The sequence below is a fragment of the Streptomyces sp. 11x1 genome, assembly GCF_032598905.1.
In the GTDB taxonomy this organism is placed as follows: domain Bacteria; phylum Actinomycetota; class Actinomycetes; order Streptomycetales; family Streptomycetaceae; genus Streptomyces.
Map to the genome: position 1 here is coordinate 8,353,515 of NZ_CP122458.1, position 13,346 is coordinate 8,366,860.

The 13,346-nt window shown below is 70.6% G+C and carries 13 protein-coding genes; 12 read left to right on the top strand and 1 reads right to left on the bottom strand.

The window, feature by feature from the left end; all coding sequences use genetic code 11:
* The first annotated feature begins 125 nt into the window (after nucleotides 1–125).
* From P8T65_RS36635 to P8T65_RS36660, 6 genes are read left to right on the top strand one after another with little or no spacing between them, the layout of a single operon-like run.
* Nucleotides 126–1,070, top strand: a complete 945-nt coding sequence (locus tag P8T65_RS36635) for a sugar ABC transporter permease (RefSeq protein WP_316729514.1) — start codon at nucleotides 126–128, stop codon at nucleotides 1,068–1,070.
* Nucleotides 1,067–1,969: a carbohydrate ABC transporter permease gene (locus tag P8T65_RS36640; RefSeq protein WP_399101699.1), complete on the top strand. Its 903-nt coding sequence runs from the start codon at nucleotides 1,067–1,069 to the stop codon at nucleotides 1,967–1,969. The genes P8T65_RS36635 and P8T65_RS36640 overlap by 4 nt, the downstream gene beginning before the upstream one ends.
* Nucleotides 1,966–2,193, top strand: coding sequence for a hypothetical protein (locus P8T65_RS36645; RefSeq protein ID WP_316729515.1), 228 nt, complete (start codon nucleotides 1,966–1,968; stop codon nucleotides 2,191–2,193). Before P8T65_RS36640 ends, P8T65_RS36645 begins: the two co-directional genes overlap by 4 nt.
* A complete protein-coding gene (locus P8T65_RS36650) occupies nucleotides 2,190–3,365 on the top strand; it encodes a Gfo/Idh/MocA family oxidoreductase (RefSeq protein ID WP_316729516.1) in 1,176 nt (391 codons plus the stop codon). The genes P8T65_RS36645 and P8T65_RS36650 overlap by 4 nt, the downstream gene beginning before the upstream one ends.
* Complete coding sequence (locus tag P8T65_RS36655) at nucleotides 3,362–4,210, top strand: PmoA family protein (protein ID WP_316729517.1); 849 nt, start codon at nucleotides 3,362–3,364, stop codon at nucleotides 4,208–4,210. Before P8T65_RS36650 ends, P8T65_RS36655 begins: the two co-directional genes overlap by 4 nt.
* Entirely contained in the window at nucleotides 4,207–5,760 is a 1,554-nt protein-coding gene (locus P8T65_RS36660) for a family 43 glycosylhydrolase (protein WP_316729518.1), read from the top strand. Before P8T65_RS36655 ends, P8T65_RS36660 begins: the two co-directional genes overlap by 4 nt.
* A 37-nt stretch (nucleotides 5,761–5,797) precedes the next feature.
* Here the strand turns inward: P8T65_RS36660 and P8T65_RS47470 are convergent, their stop codons facing one another.
* Entirely contained in the window at nucleotides 5,798–5,968 is a 171-nt protein-coding gene (locus P8T65_RS47470; protein WP_399101705.1) for a hypothetical protein, read from the bottom strand.
* Between the two features lie 231 nt (nucleotides 5,969–6,199).
* Here P8T65_RS47470 and P8T65_RS36670 point away from each other — a divergent pair, with 231 nt between their 5' ends.
* The 6 genes from P8T65_RS36670 (at nucleotide 6,200) to P8T65_RS36695 (ending at nucleotide 13,336) form a co-directional block, all read left to right on the top strand.
* Nucleotides 6,200–7,546 carry a sugar ABC transporter substrate-binding protein gene (locus P8T65_RS36670; protein WP_316729519.1) on the top strand — a complete coding sequence of 449 codons (1,347 nt, stop codon included), beginning with the start codon at nucleotides 6,200–6,202 and terminating at the stop codon, nucleotides 7,544–7,546.
* A gap of 132 nt (nucleotides 7,547–7,678) precedes the next feature.
* Nucleotides 7,679–8,485: a rhamnogalacturonan acetylesterase gene (locus P8T65_RS36675; protein WP_316729520.1), complete on the top strand. Its 807-nt coding sequence runs from the start codon at nucleotides 7,679–7,681 to the stop codon at nucleotides 8,483–8,485.
* Nucleotides 8,486–8,598: 113 nt separating this feature from the next.
* On the top strand, nucleotides 8,599–9,906 hold the full coding sequence (locus P8T65_RS36680) for a pectate lyase (RefSeq protein WP_316729522.1): 1,308 nt from the start codon (nucleotides 8,599–8,601) through the stop codon (nucleotides 9,904–9,906).
* Nucleotides 9,906–11,099, top strand: coding sequence for a pectinesterase family protein (locus tag P8T65_RS36685; RefSeq protein ID WP_316729523.1), 1,194 nt, complete (start codon nucleotides 9,906–9,908; stop codon nucleotides 11,097–11,099). Before P8T65_RS36680 ends, P8T65_RS36685 begins: the two co-directional genes overlap by 1 nt.
* 1 nt (nucleotide 11,100) lies before the next feature.
* Nucleotides 11,101–12,132, top strand: a complete 1,032-nt coding sequence (locus P8T65_RS36690; RefSeq protein WP_316729525.1) for a pectinesterase family protein — start codon at nucleotides 11,101–11,103, stop codon at nucleotides 12,130–12,132.
* A gap of 40 nt (nucleotides 12,133–12,172) precedes the next feature.
* Complete coding sequence (locus P8T65_RS36695) at nucleotides 12,173–13,336, top strand: dienelactone hydrolase family protein (RefSeq protein ID WP_316729526.1); 1,164 nt, start codon at nucleotides 12,173–12,175, stop codon at nucleotides 13,334–13,336.
* Nucleotides 13,337–13,346 lie beyond the last annotated feature (10 nt).

Consider the following 13,346-nt stretch of genomic DNA (forward strand, 5'->3'; position numbering starts at 1 on the left):
CCACAACGCACCCGCACCCGCCAACGCACCCCAAGAGGCGTCCCGTACCGCGCACGCACGCACAAGGGGAAAGCGCTTCCTGCGCGACAACGCACCACGACGTACCCAGAAACGGAGCCCCAGTCATGGCCCAAGCCGCAGCCGTGGCGAAACCCCCCACGCCACCCCGGCGGAGCCGTGCGCGCCGTGCCTCCACGACCCCGCGCAGGCTGCCGTACCTGCTGATCGCCCCGGCCGCCCTGCTCATGCTGGGCTTCATCGCCTACCCGGTCATCAGCGTCTTCTACTACAGCCTGCAGCACTACAACCCCACGAAACCCTGGCGGAACGGCTTCGCCGGCTTCGAGAACTTCGTCCACGCCTTCACCGAGGACCCCCTCTTCTGGGACACCCTCGTCTTCAGCGCCAAGTGGGTGATCGTCGAGGTCTCGCTGCAACTGCTCTTCGGTCTCGCCCTCGCGCTCATCGTCAACCAGACCTTCGTCGGCCGGGCCGTCGGCCGCGCCCTGGTCTTCTCCCCGTGGGCAGTCTCGGGCGTGCTGACCTCCGCGATCTGGGTGCTCCTCTACAACTCCCAGACCGGCATCACCCGTTACCTCGCGGACATGGGCGTCGGGGAGTACGGCACCAGCTGGCTCTCCGACACCTCCACCGTCTTCTCGGCGGCGATCGTCGCCGACCTGTGGCGCGGGGTCCCCTTCTTCGCGATCCTCATCCTCGCCGACCTCCAGTCCGTCTCGAAGGACCTGTACGAGGCGGCCGAGGTCGACGGCGCGAGCCGCATCCGGCAGTTCCTGCACATCACGCTGCCGCACCTGAAGGACGCGATCATCCTCTCCACGTTGCTGCGCGCGGTGTGGGAGTTCAACAACGTCGACCTGCTGTACACCCTGACGGGCGGCGGACCGGCCGGAGTGACCACGACCCTCCCGCTGTACATCGCCAACACCTCCGTCGACGCCCACAACTTCGGCTACGCGTCCGCCCTGACCACGGTCGCGTTCGTGATCCTGCTCTTCTGCTCGATGGTCTATCTGCGGCTGAGCAAGTTCGGAGGCGAGTCCAAGTGATCACCAAGGACGCCGAGAGGACCGTACCGGTGACGTCCGCGCCCGCGGCCGAGGAGCCTCCGCAGCGGCCCGGCAAGGTCCGCCGCGCCTGGGACGAGGTACCGCGCTGGCAGATCTACCTGCCGCTGGGGATCTACCTGGTCTTCACCCTCGTCCCCTTCTACTGGATCCTGCTCTTCGCGCTGCGCAGGCCCGGCTCGACCTCGCTCGTGCCCTGGCCGATCACCTTCGAGCACTTCGAGAAGGTGTGGAACGAACGCAGCTTCGGCACCTACTTCCAGAACAGCGTGCTCGTCGGTGTCGTCACCCTGCTGATGACCACGCTCGTCGCCCTGGCCGGCGGCTACGCCCTCGCCCGCTTCGACTTCAAGATCAAGCGCGGGTTCATGCTGGCGCTGCTCTGCTCCCAGTTCGTGCCGGGCGCGCTGCTCCTGGTCCCGCTGTTCCAGATCTTCGCCGAGCTGCGGATGATCAACTCGCTCGGCAGTGTCATCCTCGCCGAGACGGTCTTCCAGTTGCCGCTGTCGATCATCCTGATCAGCAACTTCATCAAGAACGTGCCGTACTCCCTGGAGGAGGCGGCCTGGGTCGACGGCTGCAACCGGTTCACCGCGTTCCGGGTGGTCGTGCTGCCGCTGCTGCGGCCCGGTCTGATCGCCGTCGGCTCCTTCGCCTTCGTGCACTCCTGGAACCACTTCCTGTTCGCCCTGATGTTCCTCAGCAACCAGGAGAAGCAGACCATCCCGGTCGGCCTGAACACCCTGCTCAGCGCGGACAGCGTCGACCTGGGCGCACTGGCGGCCGGCGGCATCATCGCCGCCGTCCCGGTGGTCATCGTCTTCGCCTTCATCCAGAAGTGGCTCATCACGGGCTTCAGTGCGGGGGCGGTGAAGGGATGAGGAAGGTCCAACCGGTCGTCGTGCTCGGGCGCCTGGGCGTTCTGCTCACCACCCCGGCCGGGGCCGAGGCCCAGGGCGCCGGGCAGGACACCGGCCGCGACATCAGCCGAGACACTCTCGCGGCCGTCGTCGGCTGGACGCCTACCCTGCACCAAAAGATCGACAGCGCCGGGAAGGCCGACCGAGAGGTGGCACGCGGCGCGGGCGCCGGGAGGATCCGATGAACACCACGACGTACGAGAACCCGCTTCCGCTCGTCCTCGCGGGAGCCCGCGGCCACGGCCGCTGGCACCTGGAGAACATCCGTCGGATGGCGGACAAGGGGATCGTCCGGCTCGCCGGCATCTGCGAACTGACGCCGCTGGGCGCGGACGAGATCCCCGACGGACTCGGCACGCCCGAGCAGTCCGCCGACTTCGGGGCGCTCCTCGATTCCACGGACGCGGCGATCGCCGTGATCTGCACGCCCATCCCCACCCACACCGACCTGGCACTGACGGCCGCCGAGCGGGGCGTCCACATTCTGCTGGAGAAGCCGCCGGCCCCGTCGTACGCCGAGTTCCGCCGGATGGCCGACGGGGTGGCGGCGGCCGGAGTGGTCTGCCAGATCGGATTCCAGTCGCTGGGCTCGCACGCCCTGCCCGCCATCCACAAGATGGTCGCGGACGGCCTGATCGGTGAGGTCGTCGGTGTCGGAGGCGCCGGTGCCTGGGCCCGCGCCGAGGCGTACTACCAGCGCGCGCCCTGGGCCGGAAAGCGGCGCCTGAACGGCGTGGACGTCATCGACGGGGCGCTCACCAACCCCCTCGCGCACGCCGTCGCCACCGGGCTCGCGCTCGCCGGCGCGCCCCGTGCCGAGGACGTCGCCACCATCGAGACCGAGCTGCTGCGCGCCAACGACATCGAGTCCGACGACACCTCCTGCGTACGGATCACCACCGCCGACGGCGGCCGGGTCACCGTGGCCGCCACGCTGTGCGCCGAGGACCCGGACGACCCGTACAACGTCGTCCACGGCACCAGCGGTCGGATCACCTTCTGGTACAAGCAGGACCGCGTGCTCGTCCAGCGTGCCGGACACGGTCCGGAGGAGATCGAGTACGGCCGCACCGACCTGCTGGAGAACCTCGTCGACCATCTCGTCGACGGCACCGACCTGCTGGCCCCGCCGGAGGTGACCGGCGCGTTCATGAAGGTCGTCGAGGCGATCCGGGTCGCCCCGGACCCGGTCGCGCTGCCGGCCGACGCCTGGCACCGGCTGCCCGACGAGGACCGCCGGGTCGTCGACGGCATCGACGGCCTGGTCGCGGCCGCCGCCGACGACCTCGCCCTCTACTCAGAACTCGGCGCGCCCTGGGCGCTCCCCGAACCACCGGCGAAAGAGGTGAGCACGTGACGATCACCGACGACTCCCTGGTCCTGCGCGTGGCGGGCCGCCCCGTGGGCCGCTACCTCACCCGGCCCGAAGTGCCGGCACACCTCTCCCCGCGCCCCTGTCTGCATCCCGTCACCACCCTGTCCGGTACGGCGGTCACCGAGCTGAGTCCCGCCGACCACCTCCACCACCTCGGCGTCGGTGTCGCCGTTCCCGACGTCGAGGGGCACAACTTCTGGGGCGGACGCACCTACGTCCGCGACCAGGGACCGACCGAACTCGACAACCACGGCTACCAGCGCCACACCGCCTTCCAGCTGCGCGACCCCGACGGCTTCGTCGAGGAGCTGCGCTGGGTGGCGTCCGGCACCGAGATACTGCGTGAGCGGCGTACCGTCGCGGCCACCGAACTGACCGACTCCGCCTGGGCGTTGGACTTCACCTTCTCCCTCACCAACATCACCGACGCCCCGGTGTCGATCGGCAGCCCCGCCACCAACGGTCGCCCCGGCGCCGCGTACGGCGGCTTCTTCTGGCGGGCCCGCAAGGGGGCCGCCGCACCCCGTGTCTTCACGGCCGGGGCGGAGGGCGAGACCGAGGTCCACGGCAGCCGCGCCGACTGGCTCGCCCTGGCCGGGGACACCTGGACGCTCGTCTTCGCCGGGGCCACCGACACCACCCGCCGCGACCCCTGGTTCGTCCGCGCCGACGAGTACCCGGGCGTCGGCTCCTCCCTCGCCCACACCGACCGCCTGGCGATCGAGCCGGGTGGGACGGCCGTACGCCGGGTCGTCACCGTCGTCGCCGACGGCACCCTCGACCGGGTCGGGGCCGCGGCCCTCGTACGGAAGGCGGTGAGCGCGTGACCACCTCGGTGAGCGCACCCGCCTTCTCCGCCGACCGGGGAGACGGTACCTACCGCAACCCGGTCCTCGACGCCGACTGGTCCGACCCCGATGTCCTGCGCGTGGCCGACGACTTCTACCTGACGGCCTCCAGCTTCGGCCGGGCCCCGGGCCTTCCCCTGCTGCACTCCCGGGACCTGGTCAACTGGACGCTCGTCGGCCACGCGCTGCAACTCCTGGAACCGGCGGCCGAGTTCAGGACCCCGCGCCACGACTGCGGGGTGTGGGCGCCCTCGCTGCGCCACTTCGACGACCGGTTCTGGATCTTCTGGGGCGACCCCGACCACGGCATCTTCCAGGTCAACGCCCCCGGGATCAGGGGCCCTTGGACCCGGCCGCACCTGGTCAAGGAGGGCAAGGGGCTCATCGACCCCTGCCCGCTGTGGGACGAGGAGACCGGCGAGGCGTATCTGGTGCACGCCTGGGCGAAGTCCCGCTCCGGCGTCAAGAACCGGCTCACCGGGCACCGGATGCGGCCCGACGGGACGGGGCTGCTCGACGAGGGCAAGATCATCGTCGACGCCGACCGGCTCTCCGGCTGGTTCACCCTGGAGGGGCCCAAGCTCTACCGCCACGACGGCTGGTACTGGATCCTCGCCCCCGCCGGAGGCGTGGAGACCGGCTGGCAGGGCGCCTTCCGCTCCCGCGACTTCTTCGGGCCCTACGAGGAACGGATCGTCCTGGAGCAGAAGGACACCGAGGTCAACGGGCCGCACCAGGGCGGCTGGGTGCGCACGGCGGCCGACGAGGACTGGTTCCTGCACTTCCAGCAGCGGGGCGCGTACGGCAGGGTCGTCCACCTGCAGCCCATGCGCTGGGACCACTCGGACGGCTGGCCGGTGATCGGCGACGACGGCGCCCCGGTCGCCGTCCACCGCAAGCCGGCGCTGCCGGCCCAGCCGCCGACCGCGCCCGCGACCGACGACGACTTCCCCGGCGGCCGCTTCGGACGCCAGTGGCAGTGGACCGCGAACCCTCAGGACGGCTGGGCCACCCAGCACTCCGGGGACGGGCTGCGGCTCACGTGCGTGCGCTCCGTGCACGCGCACGACCTGCGGAAACTGGCGAATGTGCTCACACAGCGGCTGCCGGGGATCCCCGCCGTCGTCGAGGTGGAGCTGAGGCTCGACAGCGAGGAACCGGGGGCGCGTGCCGGGCTCGCGGTGCTCGGGGACGCCTTCCGCTGGATCGGGCTCCAGCGGGGTGCCGAGGGGACCGTGCACCTCGTCCACCGGTTCGCCGAGACCGTCGCAGGCCGGGAACGGGACGCCGATGACGCGCGCCCGGCGCCCGGAGGGCGGGCCCGGCTGCGGATCGAGACCTCGGCCGGGGCGCGCTGCCGGTTCTCCTACGACGTGGGGGAGGGGTGGCAGCCCTCGGGACAGGTCTTCGCCGCCACCCCCTGGCGCTGGGTCGGCGCCCTGCTCGGCCTCTTCGCGGTCGCGCCCACCGGCGGGGGCCACGCCGGGGCGGCCACGTTCACGCAGTTCAGGATCACCCCTTCCGCGTAACTCGTACGCCTGTTTGGAGCCGCAATGACGCACCTCCTTAGCAAGCGCTTTCCGGGTGGAGGGAGAACCCGCCCGGACGCACCACCTCGACCGGCCCTGGCACCCGGGCGGGGAGCCGCACGCCGTCGCCCAGCTGCCCTTGCGGGTTGTCCGCCGCGATCGAGTCGTCGCCGTGGACGGACATGATCGGCTTCTCCTGGAAGGACACGCGGTTCACGGAGTACCGGAGGTGCGGGCCGGGATCCGGCGTCACCACCGACCGGCCGCAGCTCGACCGCGCCGACGCATCTACCCACACGGTCACCAAGTACCTCGCGGGGACGGACGGTTGGGCATCGCATCGCCCGCACGCCGGCGCCGACCGCTGGGCCCGTTCCCGGATACAGCACAGACCCCCCGCAACTTCATAACCCTCGTATCCAGAAGAGAGAGCCGTTCGATGAAGATCAGCAATCGCAGAAGCAGGCGTGCCGCCGCGGCCGTCGCCCTCGTTTCCGTCCTCGCCCTGACCGCCACCGCCTGCGGTGACGACGGCAGCGGCACCGGCGGGGACAAGGGTTCCGAGGGCAGCGGCAAGGGCGAGATCGTCTTCTGGGACAACAACGGCGGTGTCCGCACCGAGATCTGGAAGGAGGTCATCGCCGACTTCGAGAAGGCCCACCCGGACATCGACGTCCAGTACGTCGGGATCGCCGCCACGGAGTACCAGTCCAAGGTGGACACGGCCATCCAGGGCGGCGGCCTCCCGGACGTCGGCGGTATCGGCGCGGCCATGGCCGCGGGATTCGCCGCGCAGGGCGCGCTGGAGCCGCTCGACGACCGGCTCTCCAAGTCCTCCCTGAGCGGCAAGCTCAACGAGTCGATGGTCGAGTCGCTGAAGTCCGCCGGCGGCGGCGACGCCCTCTTTTCGATCCCGACCTCCGCCAACAACGGTGTCCTCTACTACCGCATCGACCTGTTCAAGGCGGCGGGCCTGCCCGAGCCGACCGACTGGGACAAGTTCTACGACGCCGCCGAGAAGCTCACCGACAAGGACAAGAACAAGTTCGGCTACACCATCCGCGGTGGCGCCGGCTCCATCGCGCAGGCGCTGGACGCGATGTACGGGCAGTCGGGGATCACCTCGTTCTGGGACGCGAGCGGTGAGAAGACCACCGTGAACGACCCGAAGAACGTGGAGGCCCTGGAGGAGTACGTCGGCCTCTACAAGAAGGTCACGCCCGCGGCCGACCTCAACAACGACTTCACCAAGATGGTCGCGCAGTTCGACTCCGGCACGATCGGGATGCTGAACCACAACCTGGGCTCCTACCAGGACCATGTGAAGGCGTTCGGCGACAAGTTCCGCGGCATCCCGCAGCCGACCGGGCCCGGTGGCAAGCGGGTCCAGGTGTCCAACCCGGTCGACGGGCTCGGTCTGTTCAAGAGCTCGAAGAACAAGGAAGCCGCCTGGAAGTTCATCGAGTTCGCCACGTCGCACGAGGAGAACTCCAAGTTCAACAAGTCGGCCGGGCAGGTGCCGTCGAACAACGACGCCGCGAAGGACACGTGGATCTCGGAGGCCGAGCCGACGAAGCTGGCCGCCGCCGCGCTGACCGACGGGTCGACGACGATCGTGCAGCTGCCGTACTACCTGCCGGACTGGAACACGATCTCGAAGGCCGACAACGAGCCGGCCTTCCAGAAGGTGATGGACGGGAAGAGCACGGCGAAGGAGTTCCTGGACACGATGGCCGAGCAGCTGAACGAGGCTCAGGCGGAGTGGAACGAGCAGAAGAAGGGCTGAGAACTCGGGCCGGTCCGTTCGTGTCCGGCCGAAGGTTCGTTGTGGTTGATCGCGCCCACGCGGCGGAGCCGCATATGTGACAGTCCCGCGCCCCTATAGGGGCGCGGGACCCTACTGGAAAGGCACCCGCACGTGTCACTCACCCGTAGACAGGTCACCACCGCGGCGCTCGCCGCCGTTCCGCTCGCCGTAGCCGCCACCGGGCCCGCGTCCGCCGCGGCCTCGCCCGGCGGGGCCCGGCGTGAGCGCACCCTCTACCTCGCCGGCGACTCCACCGCCGCGCAGAAGTACGCCGACGCCGCGCCCGAGACCGGGTGGGGGATGGTGCTGCCGTTCTTCCTCCGGCAAGGGGCGGCGGTCTCCAACCACGCCGTGAACGGGCGTAGTTCGAAGAGCTTCATCGACGAGGGACACCTGGACGTCATCCTCGGAGACATTCGGCCCGGGGACTTCCTGGTCGTCCAGTTCGGGCACAACGACTCCAAGATCGCCGATCCCACGCGGTACACCGAGCCGTGGACGACGTACCAGGACTACCTGCGCCAGTACATCGACGGTGCGCGGGCGCGGGGCGCCCGGCCGGTGCTCGCCACCTCCGTCGAGCGCAGAAAGTTCGACGCGAGCGGCAACGCCGTGCCGACCCACGGCGACTATCCGGCAGCGGCGATCGCTCTCGCCGCGGAGGAGGGTGTCGCCCTCCTCGACATCCAGGCGCTGTCCATCGCGTTGTGGCAGCGACTCGGGGTCGAGGAGACCAAGAAGTACTTCAACTGGACCGCGACCGAGCAGGACAACACGCACTTCAATCCGCCGGGGGCCGTGGCCGTGGCCCGGCTAGTGGTGGGTGAGTTGCTGCGTCGGCGGGTGCTTTCGCCGCGGGATGTTCGTCGGTTGGGCGAGGAGATCCCGGAGTCGTGGATCACCTGGCCGGAAGCGTAGTGCTCCGCTTTCAGGCCGGTTTTCGGCTGCGAGTCCGTTGTGGCTGGTCGCGCAGTTCCCCGCGCCCCTGAAGGGGCGCATCATCCCCCTTTGCTTCGAAAGGAACCGCATCCATGCGTCCTCGTATGTGGCATGCCCATGTCATGACATCCGTCGTCGGCTGCACCGCGCTCGTGCTCGGGGTCACCGGCACCGGCGTCGCCCAGGCCCAGGTGCGTGACCTCGGGCGGCAGGTCCTCGGTGCCGGTGACGGGTGGGGGTCGGCCGAGGGCGGCACCACCGGTGGGTCCGCCGCCGACGCCGAGCACGTCTACACCGTCACCACCTGGGCGGAGTTCAAGGCCGCGCTGAGAGACGGTGGAGACGCGCCGAAGATCATCAAGGTGAAGGGGATGATCGACGCCGTCTCCGAGGGCTGCGAGGCCTTCGTCACCGACGGCTACGACCTCCAGCAGTACCTCAAGGACTACGACCCGGCCGTCTACGGCAACGACCAGGTCGCCAGGGGGCCGCAGGAGGACGCGCGGGTCGCGTCCATGGCCAACCAGGACTCGGCGATCAAGGCCGACATCCCGTCCAACACCACGATCGTCGGCGTCGGCAAGAACTCCGGCATCCTCGGCGGCAGCCTCCAGATCAAGGGCGTCTCGAACGTCATCATGCGCAACCTCACCATCGAGGCGCCGCTCGACTGTTTCCCCAAGTGGGACCCGACCGACGACGACAACACCGGCAACTGGAACAGCGAGTACGACGCCGTGGTCGTCTTCGGCACCGACCACGTCTGGCTCGACCACAACACCTTCACCGACGGGCGCTACCCGGACAGTGAGCGGCCGGTCTACTTCGGCAAGGTCTTCCAGCAGCACGACGGCCTGACCGACATCGTGCGCGGCTCCGACTACGTGACCGTCTCCTGGAACCGCTTCCAGGACCACGACAAGAACATGCTGATCGGCAACAGCGACGGCACCGCCGCCCTCGACTCGGGCAAGCTCAAGGTCACCCTGCACCACAACCGCTTCGACGGGATCCTCCAGCGTTCCCCGCGTGTGCGGTTCGGCCAGGTCGACGTCTACAACAACCACTACGTGGTGACCGAGGAGCAGAAGGACGACTACTACCTCTTCGGTGTCGGCCTCTCCTCGCAGCTCCACGCCAGCGACAACGCGATCACGCTGCCGTCGGGCGCGAGTGTCGGCAAGGCCCTGAAGAGGTGGAACGACTCCCCGCTCACCGCCGAGAACAACTACGTCAACGGCAGGCTGACGGACCTGATCGCCGTCCACAACGCCGAGATCCCCTCGGAGTTCCTCCGGTCGGGCGCCGGCTGGATGCCCACCCTGCGGACCAAGGTCGACTCGCCGCGCGCCGTGCCGGGCGTCGTCGCGAACCGCGCGGGCGCCGGGAAGGTCTGCTGATGATCGGGCGCCAACCGGGGCCGAGCAGACGGTCGTTGACGGCCGCCGGGATCGGGACCGCGCTCGCGCTCGCCGTCGCGACCCCGGTCCGAGCGGCCCGAGCGGCCCAAGCGGCACCGGCGGCCCGGGCCGACCGCGCCGCCCGTGGCCGCCGGGTCTTCGGACGGTACGGATCGCCGGCCGCCCGCCTCGACGAGCGGACCCTGTACGTGGATGCCGGCGGTGCCGGCGACTTCACCACCGTCCAGGCCGCCGTCACCGCCGCTGGGGGTACCTCCCAGGCGTTCAGCACTGGGGGAGGCACCGGATACACCCTGGTCGTCGCGCCCGGCGTCTACCGCGAGACCGTCGCCGTCGGCGTCGCCCGTACGGAGATGACCTGGATCGGTGCCTCCGGGGACGCCCAGGACGTCGTGGTCGTGTACGACAACGCGGCCGGCACCCCCAAGCCCGGCGGCGGCACCTACGGCACCACCGGGTCCGCCACCACCCTGGTGCAGGCCGCCGGGTTCACCGCGCGGGACATCACCTTCGCCAACGACTGGCTGCGCGCCGACCACCCCGGGATCAGCGGCACCCAGGCCGTCGCCATCAAGGTGCAGGGCGACCGGTCCGCGTTCCTGCGCTGCCGGTTCCTGGGGCACCAGGACACCCTGTACGCCGACTCGACGGCGCTCGGCACCTTCGCGCGGCAGTACTTCCGCGACTGCTACGCCGAGGGGGACGTGGACTTCGTCTTCGGACGGGCCACCGCCGTCTTCGAACGCTGCCACTTCCACACCCTGACCAGGACCGACCTGGCCTCCGCGCCCTACGGGTTCGTCTTCGCGCCCTCCACCGCGGGCGCCAACCCGCGCGGCTACCTGGTGACCCGGAGCCGGATCACCAGTGAGGCACCGGACGCCCACTACAAGCTGGCCCGGCCCTGGGTGCCCAGCTCGGACACCACCGCCCGTCCCATGCTCACTGTGCGCGAGACCCGCCTCGGTGCCGGGATCGACGCGGTAGCGCCCTACACCGACATGTCGTCGGGCTTCCCCTGGCAGGACCAGCGGTTCGCCGAGTACCGCAACACCGGACCCGGCGCCGTCGTCTCCGTCCCGGAGAACCGGCCCCAGCTCACGGCCGCCGAGGCTGCCTCCGCCACCCGTGAGGCGTACCTCGGCGACTGGACCCCGTGGGAGAGGTGCTGAGATGCGCCGACGCACCCTGCTCGGCGGAATCGCCGGCGGCCTGGTGGCCGCCGGCGCGGCCCCCGCCCTCGCCCATGGCGGCCGCCGGGTCCTGCACGTCCGGCCCGGAGGATCGGTCCAGGCCGCCGTGGACGCCGTCACCTGGCCCGGGTGGACGATCGTCGTCCACCCGGGGACGTATCGCGAGGTCGTCAACATCCCAGCGGACAAGCGGGAGTTGACACTGCGGGGCGCGTCCCGCGACCCCCGCGCCGCCGTGATCGTCTTCGACCGCGCCAACGGCACCCCCAGGCCGGAGGGCGGCACGTACGGCACCGCGGGCTCCGCCACCTTCACCTCGGCGGCGCCAGGCCTGACCGTACGCGACCTGACCCTCGCCAACGACTGGCTGCGCGCCGACCACCCCGACATCACCGGGACCCAGGCGGTCGCCGCGTACGTCACCGGGGACCGCTCGCACTTCGAGAACGTCCGGTTCCTCGCCCACCAGGACACCCTGTTCGCGGACACCACCGCGCTCGACGCCTTCGACCGGCAGTACTACCGGCACTGCTACATCGAAGGTGATGTCGACTTCGTGTTCGGGCGGGCCCGCGCCGTGTTCGACTCCTGCCACTTCCGCACCCTCCAGCGAGATGTGACCTTCACCCCCAAGGGCATGGTCTTCGCCCCCGCCACCGCCCGCGCCAACCTCTACGGCTTCCTCGCCCTGCGCGGCCGGATCACCTCCGGCGCCGAGGACGCCGCGTACAAGATCGCCCGACCCTGGGTGCCCTCGTACGAGACGACCGCCTGGCCGTCGCTGGTCGTGCGGGACACCTGGATCGGCCCCGGGATCGACGCCGTCGCGCCCTACACCAACATGCGCGACGCCTACCCCTGGCAGACCATGCGCCTCCGCGAGTACGCCAACTCCGGTCCGGGCGCGGTCGTCTCCGTGCCGGAGAACCGGCCCCGGCTGACGGCGGCCGAGGCCAGGGAGCACACACCGAGGACCTACCTCGGGGACTGGAGGCCCTGTGCCGGCCGGTGAACCGGCGGGCGCCCCGGATCCGCTCGGGACCCGACGGCCCGTGGGGCGCCGCGCCTTCGTCGTGGGCGCGGGGGCGGCGGCGTTCACGGGCGCCGGAACGGCCGCGGCGGCCGGGGCGGAGCCCGCGGCCGCCGCCGGGTCCGCCCTGCCCGGTGCCCTCCCTGACTTCCACCCCCTGCTCAAGGACGAGCTCCGCTTCCCGCTCGCCTGGGGCACCTCACCGATCCGGGACTTCCGCACCTGGCGGCGCGCGGCCCGCGCCAAGGTCGAGGAGCATCTGTTCGTCGCCCGGGACGACACCCCGTACGCGCCCGAGTACGGCGGACAACGGGACGAAGGCGACGGCTACAGCCGCGAGTCGGTGGCCTTCTCCCTCACCCGGTACGGCCGCGTCCGGGGCGCCCTGCTCACCCCGCACGGCACCGGACCGTTCCCGGCCGTCCTCCTCCTGCACGACCACGGCGCCAAGTTCGACATCGGCAAGGAGAAACTGGTCCGGCCGTGGTTCGACGAGAGCAGGCTCGCCTCCGCGCGGGCCTGGGCCGACCGGTACTTCAGCGGCCGGTTCGTCGGCGACGAACTCGCCCGGCGCGGCTACGTCGTCCTCGCCGTGGACGCGCTCGGCTGGAGCGACCGGGGCCCGGTCACCTACGAGGAGCAACAGGCCCTCGCGAGCAACCTCTACCACCTCGGCTCCTCCCTCGCCGGGCTCATGGCCAGGGAGGACGTGCGCGCGGCGGGCTTCTTGGCCGGCCTCGACCGGGTGGACCGGCACCGGGTCGCGGCCCTCGGGTTCTCCATGGGTGCGTTCAGGGCCTGGCAGACGGCCGCCCTCAGCGACGACATCGCGGCCGCGGTCAGCATCTGTTGGATGACCGGCCTCAAGGACGTCATGGTCCCCGGCAACAACATCCTGCGCGGCCAGTCCTCCTACTACATGCTCCACCCCGGGCTCGCCCGGTACCTCGACTTCCCCGACGTGGCGAGCATCGGCGCCCCCAAGCCGATGCTGTTCCTCCACGGCGGCCAGGACCCCCTCTTCACCAGCGAGGGCGTCCGGGTCGCGCACGAGAAGCTGCGCGCCGTCTGGCGTTCACGCCACGCCGGGGAGCGGTTGGACCTGCGTATCCGGCCGGACCTCGGCCATGTGTTCACCGCACCCCAGCAGGACGAGGTCTTCGACTGGCTCGACGCCGTCCTGTGAACCATCCCCC